Annotated in this window: 17 protein-coding genes and 1 pseudogene; 7 read left to right on the forward strand and 11 right to left on the reverse strand. The window is 53.1% G+C overall.

The genetic code is table 11. The features are described 5' to 3' along the window. The first annotated feature begins 627 nt into the window (after nt 1–627). Both ABJD00_RS08795 and ABJD00_RS08800 read left to right on the forward strand, forming a co-directional pair. A complete protein-coding gene (locus ABJD00_RS08795) occupies nt 628–906 on the forward strand; it encodes a hypothetical protein (RefSeq protein WP_348420354.1) in 279 nt (92 codons plus the stop codon). Between the two features lie 11 nt (nt 907–917). Beyond that, nucleotides 918–1,211, forward strand: coding sequence for a DUF1330 domain-containing protein (locus tag ABJD00_RS08800; protein WP_348420353.1), 294 nt, complete (start codon nt 918–920; stop codon nt 1,209–1,211). 516 nt (nt 1,212–1,727) lie between these two features. Here the strand turns inward: ABJD00_RS08800 and ABJD00_RS08805 are convergent. The 9 genes and pseudogenes from ABJD00_RS08805 to ABJD00_RS08845 all read right to left on the reverse strand — a co-directional run bounded on the left by ABJD00_RS08805 (nt 1,728) and on the right by ABJD00_RS08845 (nt 10,014). Continuing rightward, nucleotides 1,728–3,161: a DUF6880 family protein gene (locus tag ABJD00_RS08805; RefSeq protein WP_348420352.1), complete on the reverse strand. Its 1,434-nt coding sequence runs from the start codon at nt 3,159–3,161 to the stop codon at nt 1,728–1,730. 24 nt (nt 3,162–3,185) lie between these two features. After that, on the reverse strand, nt 3,186–3,401 hold the full coding sequence (locus ABJD00_RS08810; RefSeq protein WP_348420351.1) for a DUF2805 domain-containing protein: 216 nt from the start codon (nt 3,399–3,401) through the stop codon (nt 3,186–3,188). Nucleotides 3,402–3,417: 16 nt separating this feature from the next. Then, nucleotides 3,418–4,656, reverse strand: a complete 1,239-nt coding sequence (locus tag ABJD00_RS08815) for an FAD-binding domain-containing protein (protein ID WP_348420350.1) — start codon at nt 4,654–4,656, stop codon at nt 3,418–3,420. A 433-nt stretch (nt 4,657–5,089) separates the two neighbouring features. After that, nucleotides 5,090–5,479, reverse strand: coding sequence for a DUF4149 domain-containing protein (locus ABJD00_RS08820; protein ID WP_348420349.1), 390 nt, complete (start codon nt 5,477–5,479; stop codon nt 5,090–5,092). 8 nt (nt 5,480–5,487) lie between these two features. Then, nucleotides 5,488–6,292, reverse strand: a pseudogene (locus tag ABJD00_RS08825) (isoprenylcysteine carboxylmethyltransferase family protein). A gap of 337 nt (nt 6,293–6,629) precedes the next feature. Beyond that, a complete protein-coding gene (locus ABJD00_RS08830; protein WP_413848647.1) occupies nt 6,630–7,037 on the reverse strand; it encodes a hypothetical protein in 408 nt (135 codons plus the stop codon). Continuing rightward, complete coding sequence (locus ABJD00_RS08835) at nt 7,037–8,425, reverse strand: glutamine synthetase family protein (protein WP_413848649.1); 1,389 nt, start codon at nt 8,423–8,425, stop codon at nt 7,037–7,039. The genes ABJD00_RS08830 and ABJD00_RS08835 overlap by 1 nt, the downstream gene beginning before the upstream one ends. Next, on the reverse strand, nt 8,426–9,643 hold the full coding sequence (locus ABJD00_RS08840; RefSeq protein ID WP_348420347.1) for an aromatic ring-hydroxylating dioxygenase subunit alpha: 1,218 nt from the start codon (nt 9,641–9,643) through the stop codon (nt 8,426–8,428). It lies immediately after the preceding gene. Beyond that, nucleotides 9,640–10,014, reverse strand: a complete 375-nt coding sequence (locus ABJD00_RS08845; RefSeq protein WP_348420346.1) for a Rieske 2Fe-2S domain-containing protein — start codon at nt 10,012–10,014, stop codon at nt 9,640–9,642. The genes ABJD00_RS08840 and ABJD00_RS08845 overlap by 4 nt, the downstream gene beginning before the upstream one ends. 316 nt (nt 10,015–10,330) lie before the next feature. Here ABJD00_RS08845 and ABJD00_RS08850 point away from each other — a divergent pair, with 316 nt between their 5' ends. Together ABJD00_RS08850 and ABJD00_RS08855 are read left to right on the forward strand one after the other, a co-directional pair. After that, nucleotides 10,331–11,281, forward strand: a complete 951-nt coding sequence (locus tag ABJD00_RS08850; RefSeq protein WP_413848652.1) for a TAXI family TRAP transporter solute-binding subunit — start codon at nt 10,331–10,333, stop codon at nt 11,279–11,281. Between the two features lie 59 nt (nt 11,282–11,340). Continuing rightward, nucleotides 11,341–13,119, forward strand: a complete 1,779-nt coding sequence (locus ABJD00_RS08855; RefSeq protein ID WP_413848654.1) for a TRAP transporter permease — start codon at nt 11,341–11,343, stop codon at nt 13,117–13,119. Nucleotides 13,120–13,506: 387 nt separating this feature from the next. Here the strand turns inward: ABJD00_RS08855 and ABJD00_RS08860 are convergent, their stop codons facing one another. Beyond that, on the reverse strand, nt 13,507–13,926 hold the full coding sequence (locus tag ABJD00_RS08860; RefSeq protein ID WP_413848656.1) for a DUF4345 domain-containing protein: 420 nt from the start codon (nt 13,924–13,926) through the stop codon (nt 13,507–13,509). Nucleotides 13,927–14,050: 124 nt separating this feature from the next. Between ABJD00_RS08860 and ABJD00_RS08865 the strand changes: the two genes are divergently transcribed. Then, nucleotides 14,051–14,647 carry a TetR/AcrR family transcriptional regulator gene (locus ABJD00_RS08865; RefSeq protein ID WP_413848658.1) on the forward strand — a complete coding sequence of 199 codons (597 nt, stop codon included), beginning with the start codon at nt 14,051–14,053 and terminating at the stop codon, nt 14,645–14,647. A 465-nt stretch (nt 14,648–15,112) separates the two neighbouring features. Then, nucleotides 15,113–15,870, forward strand: a protein-coding gene (locus ABJD00_RS08870; RefSeq protein ID WP_413848660.1) for an IS5 family transposase whose coding sequence is annotated in 2 segments (ribosomal slippage) — nt 15,113–15,434 and nt 15,434–15,870 — 759 coding nt in all. Because the reading frame shifts where the segments join, the coding sequence is not laid out codon by codon here. A 29-nt stretch (nt 15,871–15,899) separates the two neighbouring features. Here the strand turns inward: ABJD00_RS08870 and ABJD00_RS08875 are convergent. Next, nucleotides 15,900–17,015, reverse strand: coding sequence for a linear amide C-N hydrolase (locus ABJD00_RS08875; protein WP_413848662.1), 1,116 nt, complete (start codon nt 17,013–17,015; stop codon nt 15,900–15,902). A gap of 368 nt (nt 17,016–17,383) precedes the next feature. Here ABJD00_RS08875 and ABJD00_RS08880 point away from each other — a divergent pair, with 368 nt between their 5' ends. Further along, nucleotides 17,384–17,971, forward strand: a complete 588-nt coding sequence (locus tag ABJD00_RS08880) for a VPLPA-CTERM sorting domain-containing protein (protein WP_413848664.1) — start codon at nt 17,384–17,386, stop codon at nt 17,969–17,971. Nucleotides 17,972–18,206 lie beyond the last annotated feature (235 nt).

Consider the following 18,206-nt stretch of genomic DNA (forward strand, 5'->3'; position numbering starts at 1 on the left):
AACCGCCGGAAATCTTCGCGAGAACGCCTGCAAGCACCGCGAAGCCGCCACTCCAGCTGACGCGGCTAACGCCGGGCTTGAAAACAACGGTAAAATCCGTCAGCTTCACCTAAACACCAAAATACTTGGGAAATATCGGTTTGGAATAAGTTCGTACGGAGAATTTGCGAGAACGCCCCCTACTGAAAGAGCATTTTGCTCTCCTTCTTCGTTTGTCCCGAGCGCTTCATTTTCTACCCAATCAAGTGCATCATCGAAGTTGAAATCATTCATATTATTTTTTTACCTTCAAAGACCGAAAGCATATCTCCAAAGCAAACAATAATGGACCGAATATAATGGCGGGTAACAAAAGAGGAAACAGTCGTGTTTCTCCGAAAATTTGTTCACCAAAAAAATACATGGCACATAAAATAAGATGTAGAATCCCGTAACCTACAGCCTTGAAGGCAATATTGTTATTCATCTTGCCCGCCACATTCTCTCTCGCTCCGTAACCAGCCTAACGCCTCGCGTAAATTACACGTCACGGTGGTCACCGCAAGCACGTGCGAGACATCAGAGCCTTTCACCCGATATTTCCCAAGTATTTTGGTGTTTGGGTGAACGTCCATTCCAGATCGCATCTTGCGTTGGTTTGGTGCCGGCCCAGAAGGTCTGCAAGAAGAAGGTGATAGCACGACTATTATTGCGTCGATGAACCGAGACGCTGAAGGTCGCGGTCACTCTCTGGCTGGTGTTGCTGCCGCAGGCGGTCGTAGCAAGACAAAGCTTGGTGACGATATGACAGGCGGTGATGGTGGCGGTGGTGCTGGTGGCGCCGCTGGTGCCGCCGCTGGTGCCGCCGCTGGCGGTGGTAAAGGCAAATCAAACAAGCCACCATCCGGAAAAAATAACGGTGAATAATACAATCTAAGATGACCAAAGGGTATTGGATCGCAAACAACCTTGTCCATGACAACGAGGCTTACAAAGCATACCAGAAAGCTAATGCTGGCCCTCTGAAAGAATACGGTGGCAAGTTTTTGGTACGTGCAGGCAGACAAGTTTCTCCAGAAGGCGTAATGTTTCCGCGCAGTGTCGTCATTGAATTTCCAAGCTATGCCGACGCAGTCGCATGCTATGAAAGTGTTGCATATCAAGAAGCTTTGACGATCCGCCAACCAATTGCCGACACCAACTTGATCATCGCCGAAGGATATGACGAATGAGCCAAACATAATTCACACTCAGCGACAAATTTCTTGAAACACTCAAGCCTGAGAGAAAAACGTCCAAACTCGCAAGTAATATGCTGGTGGATGGGAGCAGGCAAAATACTACCTGCCCATTGGGACTAGCGAATTTTTGTCGATGGAAGTTTTTGCGTGGAGCAACGAAATGTTTAATGACGACGTCTTGGCCAAGTGCCCAAAATGCAATTCGTCCGACATAAATATAACCCGCGAAGAAATCCGATGTGCTACCTGCAACTTCGCAGAAGACTTAAACCTTCCTGAGAGACTCCAGTCGGATGTTGCGGCTGCGATTGGCTCCGCAACTTGGCGAGATGTTTTGCAACGTTGGGACTTTGCAGGCTGATTGATAGCAGCAGCGTTGGGAGTTTACTGGCGTTCGAGGAAAATCCCCTTTTGCCAATCCTTTTTCACGCAGACAGGATACAGACAGATTTGGAGTTTTATCTAAAACGCAACTTTCCGAGATGCGTAAAGAGAATCCAAACAGGATCAGTGCGTATCAAACTGTGCCCAAAAGGACGATTTTCGTTCATGCCGCATTCTCAGTTCATCAACGTAGCGATCATGGTTTGGGAAAGAATCAAACGCTTCGATGTCTTCGGCAACGGCGCCACACTCTTTGAGATGGCTGGCCACATGCCCGTAGCGAGAAACCCGACTTTCATCCAAGGCGAAGGCTATCATCGCACGCCAGACCACTGTTGCAGCAAGTGGATGACGGTCGCGGAGCATATCCGCCGCAGGCACAAGCAATTCGTAGTGGTCGCCATCAAGTTCGCTGGCGCGCGCCCGTACCAATTGTGCGGCGGTTGGCAAGTCTGGCCACTGAAGGCAAAAGTGCAACGCGGGCATCACATTTGGGTACTCCAGTACATACGCGCGCGCCTTGTCTTCTGCTTCCACATCCTCAAAATCTGGTAACTCTTTTAGAAACGCTTGCAGGTGTTCGACGCTCAGTCTTGCTGCAAAACAGGCCCAACGATGCGCTTGTGCGTCGTCATCACGACCGAGCGCCAATAAGGTAGCGATATATGCTTCATCCCATTGGTCTTGTCCCAAACTGCGACCATCGTCATCGACATTGCCCAGAACGACAAGCGCGTCATTGGCTTTACCATCTTCCAGTAAGAGGCCCGCAACCTCAGCAGCGATTGCTTTGTTGCGCAGATCGTCAGCCGTATACTGCGCAATATAGGCATTGGCATCACCTGAAGCGGTGGCGATGTCTTGCAGGCATTGCCTGACAAAACGTTGCTTCTGATCGGCGCGATAATCCGTCTCGCCCCGTAATTCGCGCAGGAAAATTATGGCGTCATGTTCATTCTCAGGATCAGCGACGGGTGCATCGCTAAAGCGTTCTACATGGTCCTTGAGGTATGACAGCCCGGCGTCACCAAGCGTCGGCGCCATCAGGCTAATGATCCCATCCCATTCACCATATCCATTGTCTGACATCGCAGTCCAAACCCGATCAGCGAGCGCTTCTGGGTCTGCCTCTGTGCGCGGTGCAATATCGGCGAAATGCAAGATTGCCGCGCGAAACACATCGCCGACATCCCCGCGCCGATCATCAACGCGTTCATACAGGAACGGAGCAACCTCAATAAATTGCCAAAGCAAATCAAATGCAGTGTTCGGATCTTCTAGCGCAATCTTCTCAACGATCATCGCAATCTGTGTCTCAAGATCTTTGACAAGCCCCTTCCGTTTACGCCAGCTGATGAAACTCTTTGACTTACGCAGTGACGCCAGCCGCTTGCGTACCTCATGGGCCAGTTCTGCCATACCCAGGTTGTGGCTCAGTTCCAAACGTAGACGGCGTTTAATGTCTGCGCTTCCTTGGCTAACCTCGATCAAAAGATCAGCAAGGCGATCAGCACCCAGATCCGCAAGATTTGATTTGTTTAAGGTCTTCTTTGACATGTCCGAACTAGAGCTCGCGCTGGACTATTTGTAGTGTTCGCGACGATCACCGAATGACCTGACACGTTTGCGCCAAGCGCGATAACTTCCGGGCTTTAGTGTATCCCGCATGAGAGCTTTCACCTCTTTCTCACGCAGTCCGTATTCGCTGTGTATATTGGCGAAGCTCACATGGTCGCAGAGCGCCATCGCCACAATTTCATTGCGGTGCGCATCGTTCAGGTCATTCATTAGTATCATGACAGGTCCTCTGTGCTTAAAAGAGCTCAGCATCAAGCAAGATTTTTGGAATGTTCTTCTTCACCTTAAAGAACCCAGCTGTTGCATATGGCCAGATTAGGTCGTCCCATGAACGGCGCAGTTCTGTAAAACTAATACAAGCAGCATCAAGTGCAGGCATGGCCTCATTGATCCAATCCCGCGCATACCCTTCGGGTAGATAAGACGTGATGATCTGTTTTGTGCCTGCACGCTCTGCCATCCAGGCCAAATCCGATGGGACGCCCGCGCGCATGACGTGATGCGGCAAGCTTTGTCGCATTGCCGTGTCTTCCAGTGCCCCGCGTTCAAAATCCAGAACGGCGCTTGATACCGGGTTTGGCGAGCGAAGGTGACCGCACCCCAAAGTGGTGGCCGTTATGATATTGAACCGATCCAAGTTGAGATCTTCGGGCCGACAATCCTCTGCCGTGATCAACAATAGCGACGGGACATCAGGCTTTGGCGCGGTTGGAGTACGCAGTGGCTGGACGCTGGGCAAGCCATCTGGCTCTTGCGCCTCCAGCCCTTTGATAACGTCGGCCAGATCCCCTTTACGCGGTTCGAACCGCTGGTTCGTGAACTTGGTGATGTTCCAATCTTGGGCATGGTACGGCTTGCCACGCGTATGCAGCCCCGCCACCCACCGCCAGCCTAGGGTGTTGGATGCCGGATCGCCGTCCAGCAAATGTCGCAGGAAGAAATCCGCTCCCAAACGCCAAGGCAAGCCAAGTGTGAAAATCCATATTGACGCAAACCACATGCGGGAATGGTTGTGTAGGTATCCCGTCTCGACCAGCTCCTCCGCCCAAGCATCGAAATAGTCGAGGCCCGTTTGCCCCGCTTCCGCAGCCTCGACACGACAGCGCAAACCCCGATCACGTGCAAACGCTTGCAGGTCTGCGTCCAATCCTTTCCGATACGAAGCCCAAACCTGTGGTCTACGTTCTAACCAGCCTTTGAAATAACCACGCCAAATGACCTCTTGAATGAACTTTTCACCGCCTTCAGAGCCGTGCGATTGCAAAGCTAGCCTAATCGCGTCTTGCTCCAGAACCAGCCGATGTCTGATGTAAGGGGATAGCATCGAAACATCCCGGTGTTGGCCTGCGCCGCGATCATAGTTGCGCCCGTTGGTGTAAGCCCGCCCCATTTTGGGAACAAAACGGCTCATTTGCTCCTCTCCAGCTTGGCGGGCGGGTACAAAATCGATCATATTTGGGACGTCTAATCTCATTTTGTGCTCTTTTCTGACTTCCTCAGGGAGGTAGTCAGAAAACCCGGCAAGTCGAGGAAACGTTTGGTGTTCAAATTTAGTCCGCTAGGTATCGGACAAAGCATTCACGTGTGAGTAAAATGGCTAAACAGCTGGATCTTTTCCCCGACCCACTTGTGACAGAATATCTACGCTTAACGCGCGAAGAAATGCCGTGTCTTGCAAGAGGCGGGCGTCCAGATTGGCCCGTGCAAGAAGACCATTGCTTTCAACGCATCGTGCTTGATCACCTATGTAGCGGGGTCTGGTATGACCATCTGGCCAAGCCAGCCTATAAAAATATGACGCAAGATCAGTTGCAGCAGGCAATAGGTCTATGTCGCAGGATCATCAGCGATGATGTGGACTTAAAACGGCTGAACCAGCAATCGCTCATGTGGCGGGGCAAGCATTGCTAGGCCACCAGAACCACAACCCATCCTGCCAAGCCAATCTGCACCAGTTGAATGATAACAGACAGACCATGCAGACGCTTGAACATGCTTTCATCCCCCCGATCCGTTGCGGCGTTGACTTGAGGCATCAGTATTTGACGTGCATATACCGTGCTCAGACAGATCAGGCCAAGAACGCCCCCTGCCAAGGCTGACACCACAATAACTGCAATTGCGCACATGGCAGAAAGAACAATGACTGCCAGATAGTAGTATGGGAATGTGCCGCGCAGCAAAGGCCGCACTTGCGCCATTGGCAGTTGTTTGAATAAGACCGGTGCAAACCCGAAGCTGAAAAACGTCATGCCCCCAAACAAAATAGCCGACAGTAACAGCGCAATGCTTGTCATGGATTTTCCTATCCTTTGAACCGCGGGACCACATAGGGCACCTCGTGCTGATATGTTTCAAATCGTGCGCCATAGCGTTTGGCAAAACGGCGCTCTTTCATGCGTGGGGCCAGAAGGCAGTAGGCCGTCAAGATAACTGCAAGGAAAAGCTGATCCGGGGTCCAGATCGGAACAGTCCATGTCGTCAAAGCAAAGGAGACATAGATCGGTTGACGGATAATACTGAACAACCCCCGCGTCGGCATATCAGGAAAGGTAGGTTTGATATTTTGCGCCAAAGACATCCAACCCAATGCGCCGGATTGCACCTCTGCCCCTGCATCATAGCTGGCCCAAATCAGAAGGCCCCAAGACAGGGCAAACAGGCTGCTTAATATGGCAAACCCGATACCTTCGGCTTGCCACCAGACAATCCCGCTTGGCGTCCACAAGGCAAAAAGAGCAAGCAGTTGTACCGAGGCAATGATCGCAAACGTCGTTGTCGCCAGTGTCGGCCCAAATGCACGTGGGGCGAGGCACGTAAGGAACCGCCCCCCCCCGTTTGGACAACAGAAGCGAATGGACCAAGGGAAACTGCACGACAAGAAAGACGTTTACCACAAAAGACCAAGGCGCAGGAACACGCCCATAGCTTTCGGACATGCCGAAGAACATCGCAACAATCATAGCAAGCACAGCGGCTGCAAACGCCACATGGCAGATCACGCCATAGACCAATGCCAACGATAGACGTCGCAGCCCCGCCGGTCTAAGCAGAACGCCAAGTGAAAGGTCAAAAAAACGCTTTAAAGGTTGTATGTCAGATCCACTCATACTCGCAGAGCTAGCGGTCCGGTCCTATCCGTCGAGCCATATGGCCTGCGACGTTTAGCCCTTAGAACGAGCAATTTCGAGTATCGCCATCCGAACCTATAGGGTCTTCGAAGTCCTCAGCTTCAGGGATACGGCCAAAGGCGATCTTGAGTAATTGAAGCTGGCGCTGAGGCATCCAAACCGGAGACGTCGTCTGTCATTTTCTGCCTCAGGCCACTGCCTAGGGAAAACTCATCCGGATTGTCAGTTCCTGCACTGATTTCGCCGGGTTGGAGTGTTGGAGACTTACTGTGCGCTGGGACTAAACACGCACAGACGCGCATGATACGGCGCAGTGTCACGTACTGGACAATATGCCCTCGAACGCCTTGGGGTGGTCGAAACACAAGCCACCGCCAGAGCGCACTGAGACCAGCGCAGGTTCGGCCAGTCGGATCATTGGATCTAAGGTCACGGGAACTTCAGTCCCGTTAAGCCAGCGCCATCGCACTGACCCGCTGAGTCGCGTTCCAGCTCCAGACAACGTAACCGATAAAGTCGCGTCATCTATGATGCCCGCTCGCCCGCTGCGGACATTGAGAGGGACCGGCGCGTCATGGGGAAGCCCATCGATAGCTATGATCGGCGCAAAGCTCAGTTTCAACTCGGCACAGAGCAATCCGTTGCGATGCAACAAATCCGCGACGGACAGGCTAAGCGGGAAATAACCATCCAAAATATCCTCGAAAGCAGTGGTGGACGCCATCAGAGCAAGCCAAAGTATTCCTGATGTTCCCATTCAGAGATGGTCATCACGTAACGGTCCCATTCCGCCCGCTTCAAAGTGGCGAGATAGCGTTGAAACTCTGGCCCAAATGCTTTACGAATAAAGGAAGAGCTTTCGAATTCATCCACAGCGGCTGTGAGGGTGGTAGGCAGAGCCTGAGCTCGGTCGCTATAGGGCGTCTCACTGGGTTTCGGTGCGCTACATTCGGCACTCAGCCCCGCGATCCCAGCGTGAAGTTGTCCGGCAATTGCGAAATACGGGTTCGCAGTTGAATCCGCGACGCGGTTCTCTATCCGGGAGGTCGGATCGTCCGGCATCATTAATGCCCGGATCATTGCTCCCCTGTTATCACGCCCCCACAAGATGCGGTTGGGTGCGAGCTGAAACGGAGCAAAGCGCTTGTAACTGTTCACGGTCGGGTTTGTCAGGAGGCACAGTGCAGTGGCGTGCTCCAGAAGACCCGCAATCCAACCGCTTGCCTCGGGCGTTAGGGTATCCTGCCTGTCAGGGATGAAAACGCCCCGTCCGCTGCTGCGTGACATAAGCGACTGGTGCATATGCCAGCCATTTGCCGCTGCATTGGGCAGTCGTGGTTTCGCCATGAAGCTGGCATGCAACCCCTGTGTCTGGCACACTTCCTTTACCATGGTTCGGAACATCACATAGCGTGCGGCCTGAGTTTGCGGATCGCCTGGCGCGAAGGTGAACTCAAACTGGCTTGGCCCCATCTCTATTTCGACCGTGCGTGGGGCAAGGCCCATCGCTTCGGCGGTGCGCCTGAGGGTGTCAAGAATGGTCTCGGCCTCGCCATAGCGCGTTTCCGTCAGGAATTGATGACCTTGGGTCAGGTTCTCGGTCTCAGGAGGCAAGGGCGTCTGGGTATGATCCCGCGCGGGGTCGATGCAACGATACACCTGGAACTCGACTTCCAGACCAAACACAGCTTCATAGCCCGCTTCGGCCAAGGCTTCCACCGCACGCCTCAGAACACCAGAAGAGCTGAAAGGGATTTTGCGGCCTGACCGGTCCTCGACCTCGCAAAGTAGGATTGCCGAATGGGGCGACCAAGGCAGCGGGAAGAATCCGTTTGGATCGGGCCTTAGCACAACATCGCTTGCGCCCGACAGAGGCATATCGCCGATGTGAGCGCCTTCAGTCCAGATTGGAAAGACAGTGCGATGCGACGTGTCTTTCAAAAGCAATGTCGAGGGAACGCCAATACCGCTTTCAAAAGCGTCTTCCAAGGCGCTCGCGACAAGGGTTTTGCCGCGCAGGATGCCATGTTGGTCAACGAAGCACAGGCGGACGGTTTCCAGCTTGAGTTCACGTACGCTGGCCAGAATAGTTGCTGTGTCCATCCGCGTCATTCAGACTGAAGCGTCCCATGGACACGCGGCCCGGCGCTCTAAATCAACTGCATGGCTGGCAGCCTTCCAGTCTTTTGAGTCCGCGATGGCGTCATTTGACAAAGGTCCCCGCAACCCCGCGATGTCCCCTTGCATTGGCAACGCGTCGGACCGGCCATCCGATAGATCCGCAATTGCCCGGCGCAACATCCGGCGATAGTGGATGATAGCCACATCGCTTCGGCCTAAGTGTTCCTGTGTGCGGTCCTGGATCGCCCCCATCCCTTCGACAGCCCATTGATCATGAACGTTGATGTCCATTCCCATCCCGGTATAGGTCAGCTTTGCCTGTTCGGCGAGATCATAATGATAGTTGTTCTCCCGGTTTTTCAATGGTGCATAGTCCGGCAAACAGTGTTCCTTAAGGCGTTGCTCGCGCATCAGGTCCTTGTTCACCGGCTTCTGGAAACTGGTGAAAATCGTGTACCAGTAACAGGTCTCGTCATCGACGGGCACATGCCACTGGGTGATCGTCATCTCGCGCGACATGGGAATGCAGATGGCTTCGGGAAAGATCTGATTAGTCACGCGCACGTGGGTCAGATCATTTTCCATGTGCCGCAAGGCGGTGATCTTGAGGCCATAGCCGGTCTCTTCGACTTCGATATCTGGGCGCGGGTATTCGCGCAGTAGCTGCGTTATCGGCATATTGGTATGCGCGGCCTTGTCCCGGAACTGTTTACCGTAGCTATCTTCCTGGTCTTCATCCTGAAGGAACCGATGCAGGAAGGATGCATGTGCAGGATCGATGCCGATTTCGAGGGCCTGTAACCAGTTGCAGTGCCAGAGTCCCTTGAAGGCGAAGACATGGCTGTCTGGCGCGCGGAAACAATCAAACTGGGGGAAAGGCGGCGGCGCACCGGGACCCATGTAGGCGAACACGATGCCTTTGATTTCGTGCGCCGGATAGCTGGGACCACTGGTGTCGATCTCGATCTCATGACTCGGGGGGTAATGCGCGGCTGGAGCCTCGTCGGGACAATGGCGCGTGGCAAGAACAAGCCATTCACCTTCACGGATCAGGGCCAGCCGCTCTCCCATCAGGTTCACAGCCACCGGTAGGCCGTCTTCCATTTCGTCACTCAGCGCCGCAGGTTGCCAGTAGTGCCGCAGCACTGCGCCTGCCTGCGTGCCAGGGCCGATGCGGGTGATCATATCGTTGAGCTCTTGGCTGATCATCTGGTGTCTCCCTCCAGGGCCATCCACGCCGATATGGCCCCGCTCTCTTCTTTGACCGGCACCATGGGCACCTTGATCTGTGTATACATCCGCGAGCCTTCTGGCTCGGCGGGTTGCTCAACACACTGGCCGTTTCGGTCGAAATGCCAACCGTGGAAGGGGCAGCGCAGCCCATTATCCTCCAGCCTTCCATAGCATAGATCCGCACCCCGATGCGGGCAATGTCGCCCGATCAAGCCAAGCTTACCCTCCTCATCGCGGAACAAGACGAAAGGTTTTTCATTTAGGGTGACCGGGATCAGCGGTCGGGACCGGTCCAGTTGGTGGCTTTGCGCCACGACAACCCATTGGCCCGAGGTGTTGGTCTCCACTGGTGCTGCTCCTAAACTTGCTGTGCGACGCCCGAACATTACCACATCTTACAACAGTATTTCTGCAAGCAGCTCAGATCATCAAACGGTGCACAGGCATTGTAATGATCGAACATCGTTTCGCAAACCGTGTCCCGATAACTACGGAATGAAATGAAAGATACGAGGCTCGTCCGTATGACCGCCCTCGCTTTGCAGCACTGCACCCAAAGTGATTTGGCGATCCCAAGACCTACGTAACCGGGTTTTCACGCATATCTTTCCTATGCATACTCCGACCTATGGCAACAAGCGCCCAAATAACAGGGAGTATCCTATGCAATCCGTAAAATACCTGACTGGGGCCGCTGTGGCTTTTGCAATTACCGCCACATCGGCGTTTGCAGAGACACGCGTAACCTACAAATCCGCCAAATCAACGTCGTCCTATTATCAAATGGCGGTTCAGATCGCTGAAGCGATGAAGGCTGGCTCTGATATCATTGTGACCGTTGAAGAAAGCCAGGGCTCTGTTCAGAATGTGATGGAAGTGAAGGCACGGGGTGGTGATTACGTTTTCACCACGCCACCTGCCTTGGTTCGGCTGGCAAAAGGCGGCAAGGCGATGTTCGAAGGGAAGGGCGATCCTTCTTTTGACGAAATTCGCGCGTTGTTCCCGATCCCGTCGCTCACCATGCATTTCGTTGCCCGCGCGGATGCTGGAGTCTCCAGCTTTGCCGATCTTGAGGAAAAGACCGTTCTTCTAGGTAAGGGATCGTTTGGAGCACGTGAGGGTGAGAAATACCTCAAACTGTTTGGGCTGGAAGGCAAGGTGACCCTGGCAGAAGTCGAGCTTTCCAATGCGGTGCCCGCGTTGAAGAACGGCCAGATCGATGCTTTCGTAACAGCGGGATCGTACCCGGCGCCCAATGTTATCGAGGCTGCCGCATCAACTGGCGTCGTAGTTCTGTCTCTGAGCGAAGAGCAGATTGCCAAAACCAAGCGCGCGCGCCTGGTTATTCCAGCGGGAACATACGCAGGGCAGGACAGCGACATCGTCACAACGTCGCTCCCAGTGGTTGCCTATGCCACGACAAAGATGGACGACGAGACCGCATATCAGCTCACAAAGACGTACTGGGAAGGCAAAGCCGCGATGGGAGACGCCGCGCCTTGGTGGAACGGTGTCGATGAGAGCTTGATGAGCAACATCGAAGGCAAGATCCATCCCGGAGCGATCCGTTTCTACAAAGAGGCGGGGATGAGCTTGACTGACGCCCAGATGTAACAGCCTGAACGATGGGTGAAGGTAGGGCCGCGGCGCCTGGCCTTTTTTAAGGGCATTCAATGCTGGAAGAGGACACTCCCGTTAGCTGGAAGCCGGTTTGGCTGGCCTTGGCTGCCGTGTTGGTTGCGTATCATGTCGGCCTGATCTTTTGGGGATTGGTGCCAAACCTCGTGTCGCGTCCTTTGCACATGGCGCTCGTCCTGCCTTGGATCTTCGTGTTTGCCGCTCGCGACAGAACGCAGCTTGTTTCCGGGGCTGTGTTCGCCGCATTGGGTATGGCCGCATCAATCTGGATTGCGTGGAACCATCAAGCTCTGGGAGATCAATACGGGTTTCTGGAGGGTAACTTCCAAATCGGCGTGGCCCTAACCCTTCTGGTCTGTGTCTTAGAAGCCGCAAGGCGCGCAATTGGCTGGCCATTGCCCCTGGTTGCAGCAGTTTCGCTTTCCTACGCTTTATTGGGCCGACATATCTCAGGCGAATTCGGCCATTCCGGTACACCGCTGAAAAGCTTCTTGGGCACAATGACAATTGCCGAAGGCGGAATCTGGGGAACGCTTACAGCAGTGTCAGTGGGTGTTGTCGCCATCTTCGTTATTTTCGGCGCGGTCCTGAATGCAGGCGAGGCCGGTCAAGGGTTCATGAATGTGGCATCTGCTGCTGCCGGGCGGCTCAAGGGTGGCGCTGCAAAAGTTTCGGTTATTTCCTCAGCCTTGTTTGGATCAATCTCCGGTTCGGCCTCGGCCAATGTCGCCTCGACCGGCGCCGTTACGCTTCCCGCTATGACCAAGCTCGGCTACCCAAAACGATTGGCGGGTGCTGTCGAGGCCGTCGCCTCGTCTGGTGGACAGATCATGCCGCCGTTGATGGGCGCCGGAGCCTTTGTGATGGTGGAACTCACTGGCGTTCCTTACACTGGCATCATGGCCGCTGCGGCTTTGCCCGCTTTATTGTACTTTCTTGCAGTCTGGGTCGGCATCAATGCCTATGCCAGTCACACCGAGCTGAAAAGCATCGACAAAAAAGACCAACCAGGAATCAAGGATGTTGCCATTACGTCGGCCTTCTTCCTCGTTCCATTTGCGGTGCTGCTTTGGGGAATGTTCGGACTGAGGGTGACACCGCAATATGCGGCTTGTCTTGCCATAGGAGCGGGTACGGCCCTGTTGGCGTTTGATCGTACGTTGCGCATTGATCCGCGCGCGACATGGGTAAGGTTAGAAAACGCGCTCCTGACGGCGGCCCGTCAGGTTGCTTTGATCGCCTCCATCATTTTATGCGCTTCGATTATCATCGGTGTGCTGTCCATCACCGGGCTTGGGGTGAAGATCACATCGCTCATCTTGTCTGGTGCCGGGGGCATGCTCTGGCCCGCTCTTTTGCTTACGGCACTGGCTTGTCTGGTTCTTGGCATGGAAGTACCGACAACCGCGGCATATGTGATATGCGTTTCCGTTGCTGGCCCAGCGCTGATCCAATTGGGTTTGGAACCGCTGCAAGCTCATTTGTTCGTTTTCTGGTACGCGCTTTTGTCGACAATCACTCCTCCTGTTTGCGGCGCCGTTTTTATTGCCTCTGGCATGGTGCGGGAGAACTGGTTGCGCGTTGCCGTCACTGCAATGGCGCTTGGCGTGGGTTTATATGTTATCCCGCTTGGCATGATCGCGAACCCGGATCTGATCCGTCTTGCCGAAGCGCCCGCCATGTCTCTGATCGCCTTTTTGCGAGTGGCTCTAGGCCTCGGGCTGATCTCATATGGCCTGATTGCGATGCGCGCAGCCCTTACAACACTTGGACTATGCGCAGCGGGGCTTGGAATAATCTTCGCCCCGATTTAGCGCTCGTTCTCTGGCCGTAGTAACGGCTTTGTTGAACAAAAGTGAGAGACTTGCGTGCAGACCACGACGTCGGAGATGTCAGCCGCGCAAGTAGCACGCATCTTCCTGTTCGGCGATTTCAGCAGTTTTGAGGGGCGCCATGGAGACCTTTGAACTTTGGGTGTAGAGGCGCGCATAAAACTGCACGCGCCTCATAATTTTGCACGCTTCTTTTCTGCCAATGAGAATGGAGTCACACACTATAAACAGGCGTTAGTTTCAACGGTCGCTTTTCCAGCATCGGACGTTCACTGCGCCAATGCCTAGTGTCTCAGTTGCGGGACAAAGCCGCCTTGCAGGTCAATCGGCTAAGTATCGGCCATCAAGAATCTTCTCATCCTTGACAAGCTAAACTTCTCGTTTGTCAGAAACTATCAGCCACGATGCAAGTAGCGGAAAACCAACAAGCTCGAATGCGAAGGACGGGGCAATGGCAGCGCTAAACACCCCCCCGGTGTCCATGCTACTTAGTCGAAACAGACCCGCGATTGCGATCATGGCCGATAGAATGATCAAGGTTGAGCGAAACTGGCGCATTGCAAAACCTCCAATTATGAACGCAGCACCGACGCCGAACCAGACACCACCAATAAATCGTATGTGGCTATCTTGAGTATGGAATGTTGCCGCATCGGTGATCGACACAAAATCACGGGTTGATTGCCATCCCAGTGTCTTAATCCCGCCGAGGCCGACGTTCAAACCTAGGAAGATGATGACAGCACCAATGATAACGACAACCGCGTTCAGTAATTTGATCTTCTTCATTTCATTTCTCCTAAAGGCAGGCCGTGCGGGCGATAATTACTTGGCACGCGTTCCATATTTATAAAAGCTTGACAGCACAAGACTTATTTGGGACGCGTTCCAGATTAAATTGGAGTGTCTAACCATGACTAGACGCGCAGGCAGACCCCGCCGCAGCGAGACCGATATTCTTGAGTACCAAGCAAAAATTGGGAAGCGCGCGCTCGAGATCTACCGAGTAGAAGGCTTCGGAGCGGTTTCAATGCGCCGCCTGGCCAAGGAGGTTGGATGCTCGCCGATGACGATATATGCACATTTTGAGGGTAAGACGGATATTCTGCGGTACCTTTGGGCGGACGTGCTATCGGACATGTCAGATGAAATCCAAAAACGGCTAAAGTTTTCTGCTGCTCCAAGTGAACGGCTACAGATAGCGGCACAAACCTTTGTCGCCTATTGGACCGATCATCCCGATCATTATCGACTTGTCTTTATGTCCAACGAAGTGAACCGGGCGGATGTCAGTACGTTCGTTAGCGACGAAAAGACCCTGGCACACTTCTCAATGTTTTCAGATTTGATCCGAGAGGTTCTTCCGAACGAACCTGATGTTCAAGTGAGGGCCGACACGCTCATATCGGGAATGATCGGCATCGCTCTTTGTATGAACACTATCCCTGATTACCCTTGGGTCAATGCAGCATTGATGACCAAACGTCTACTTACAAGCGTCATTGCATAAGCCAATAGGTAGTTTCGGGATAAGCGGACATCCCTGCAATCAGCAGCCTTAGACGCTTTAGGCTCAGTTCAGCCGTTCTCTGCCTAGTGCACGAATGCCCAGTCAGAGATTTCCGCCATTCGTTGCGCAATGGATGAACTGGTACAGAGCGGGATAAACCCTCCATCTGTCTGATTGCAGGGGCCACTATTCGGACTGTTACCGTTTTTATCTATCGCTTGCCCAACGAATAGGTTTCCAAAGCCAACCCAATTAGAAACACCGAGCCAGCCGCTATCGACCTTTAATCGCCACCTGTATTATAAGCCCCTCCCGATTGCATCATAGGGGATTGGTCTGGAAAGCGTATCTCATATGTCAAAACGGCTTAGGTCCAGTTTATTAGGATGCTAGGCTCTGGACCCATTAATCCGCTTGAGGCCATCAGGCCTGCGTGATTCAAGCCCCCAAAGCTTTGGGGGCATAATGAGCAATCTTTACTGGCTGAGTGAAGCTCAGATGGCGCGGCTCCGGCCGTATTTTCCGAAGAGCCATGGTGTGCCACGCGTTGATGATCGACGCGTGCTCAGTGGTATTATCGTCATCAATCGCAATGGGTTGCGGTGGTGTGATGCACCTAAGGAGTATGGGCCTCCTAAGACGCTTTATAACCGCTGGAAACGGTGGAGCGACATGGGTGTGTTCGCGAGGATCATGACCGGACTGGCCGCGGAGGCACCTGATAATCAAACAATCTCTATCGACGCAACCTATCTCAAAGCGCACCGCACGGCCTCAAGCCTGCGGTTAAAAAAGGGGGGCGTGACAGGCTGATCGGGCGGACAAAAGGTGGTATGAACACGAAGTTGCACGCCGTCACTGACACGATTGGACGGCCGATCCGGTTCTTCATGACCGCTGGCCAAGTCAGTGATTACACTGGAGCCAGAGCCCTAGTCGCAAGCCTTCCTGCTGCCGACTGGTTATTGGGAGACCGAGGATATGACGCGGATTGGTTCCGAGAGGCCCTTGTAGATAAGGGAATAACGCCCTGCATCCCGGGACGAAAGTCGCGTGACAAGCTCGTCAAATATGACAAGCGTCGCTACAAACGACGCAACCGCATCGAGATAATGTTCGGCTGCCTGAAAGACTGGCGACGGATCGCAACCAGATACGACCGTTGCCCAAAGGTATTCCTTTCCGCAATCGCCCTCGCAGCAACCATCTTGTTCTGGTTATAAATCAATGAGTCTGGAGCCTAAGATAGCACTCAAGGGGTTGGTGTTACATCAATTGCAAACGGGGCCGATTGATCACGCATTGGAATCTTCAGAGGCGACGACAGCGCATCGAAATCAAACTTTTTGAAGTCAACACTGCGTAAGTTGGGGTTCATGCTTGTATAGTAATAAGCTTTCAAATTTTGGAGATCATAAGACACGGTGTACTGCGTCCCTCCGTACTTCAGAACCTCCAATTCAGCAGGATTCAACTTTTGGTCGGTCGCCTCCATCGGGAGCTGGAAGTTGGCAAGGATGCGGATAGCCTCGTGTACCGTGTCTTCTCCTCCATCGGTTGGACGAGACGTCTGAGTCCAGGCCAGTGCGCGGATAAAACGTGATGGTGGCGTGAAGTCTCCGGGCAAGCCCAACATCCCGGTTCCATACCCGATTGGCGCAAGATCAATCCCGTCGACTTTAACCGAAGGCCAAGCGACGGATCGCATGTTGATGTAATTCCGCGCATTGTTGATGTGCCAGTCATACGGTGGTGAGTTGGTCAGCACGCCTAATGTCTTATCGTAGATTTTCATTTCGCCGCCGACAAACTCAACAATGATCTGATCGCCGCTTTTATCGGTTACTGAGAAGTGCACTGGCGCCGGGCCGCCAAGCTCTGGCGTTACAACAGGCACCACTCGAATTTTTTCTGCCGCCTGCTTAACTTCGGCCACCGAAGCGAATTGGCTCAGCATAAAGCCAACAAAATCGACGGGGGCCAGCGAGATTTCAGCTTTAACGGGATCATATTCTTGATACTCCGCAAACCCAGGCAGATAGAGCAGCGAAACGTTCAAACCTTCGGAGTTTATGCCGTCGCCAAAGAGCATCTGGCCCAGCATGGTCACGCCGGCGATGTCGTATTTGGTGACCCATTTTGCGCCATCTTTGCCATCTGGCATTTTCATTGCTGAGGCCTCAGTGCCTGCCGGAACAAATGTCATGACTGGGGACAGATCAAACGTACCCCATTCCATTGTCCGGGAGGCAACTACCGTACCATCAGCTCCTGTGAGTGTAATAAACGTGCAAGAGCTTGCCATATTGGCGCCGAAACTGACAAATCCAGCAACAGCTATGCCGCAATATTTTTTCAAATAACTCATTTGAACTCCCTTACCTTGCATGCCCAGAGCAGCTGTCCCGTGAACAATAAAGCGCACCTTTTCGGGTGCCGCATGAACTCTTGGAGCGTGCTGAATGCAGCGCCAGTTCCAAATAAGTGATTTAGCGCTAGGTACTCTATCGTCGATAGCATCGACCAAAAATGGCCGTTTTCCCTTGACCGCTTAGGGCTCGAAGCAGCTAACTGTAGCAATCAGTGGCTCACCGATACGAAAGAGTAAGCAGGATACCCATTTACCTCCCCCAAAACCTATTGTGAGAAGCTAAGCCTTGATTGTGACTGGGTGTGTGTTGTCAGTGTTTCGATTTCCTTGAGCGCGCATGCACTTTGTATCTCAAGAGGGTAAAAGTGAGTTTGAAATCGTTATTAGTTGCAGGTGCTATTGCTCTGGCTTCGACATCTTTACACGCAGCGACAGTCTCTGAAGTAGGCACGTTCGCCGGAGGTACAGACTTCGTCAGTAGTGGCAGCCTAGCTTTGGTAAGTTCTCTCCATCCCAGCTATGATCCAAACAGTTCAACATCTGAGTGGGTTTGGGATGTAAATTTGGCGCTTAGCCCTGTTACGTTCTCTCACAAGTTCGATTTGACGGGGTTTGACATTAGCACGGCCTCACTGAGCGGTGTCTGGGGGGTAGACAACATAGGTAAGGCCTACCTGAACGGCGCTGAAATCAGCTCAATTACTTTTGGCGTTGCAGCTTTCGAAACTCTGACTGCTTACGGCTCCACGTCCGGATTTGTCGATGGCTTAAATACTCTCTCCTTTGTCGTTGAAAACACAGGTTCTTACAGCGGCCCAAATCCGGCTGCTTTTCGTGCTGAAGCTTTGATCCAAGCAACTCCTGTACCGCTTCCAGCAGCGTTGCCTTTGTTAATTGCTGCTATTGCTGGTCTTGGTTTCGCGGGCCGTCGCCGTCGTCGTGCTGCTGTCTGATTAGCAGAATCGACCTCAAAACTTGAAAATTGCGCTGAGTTATCGGCGCAGTTTTTTGAACTCTACAAGGGTTGACCGTTCAACGTCTCGAACCAAACTCACCGCGGTTTAAAACTCACAAGTCAATTTACTGGTGGATAGGAGCAGGCAAAAACTACCTGATTATTGAAGTTAGAAAAGTTCTGTCGATGGGAGTGTTTGCGTGGAGCAACGAAATGTTTAACGATGACGTCTT

This window comes from Tateyamaria sp., assembly GCF_039945315.1.
Classification (GTDB): Bacteria; Pseudomonadota; Alphaproteobacteria; order Rhodobacterales; family Rhodobacteraceae; genus Tateyamaria.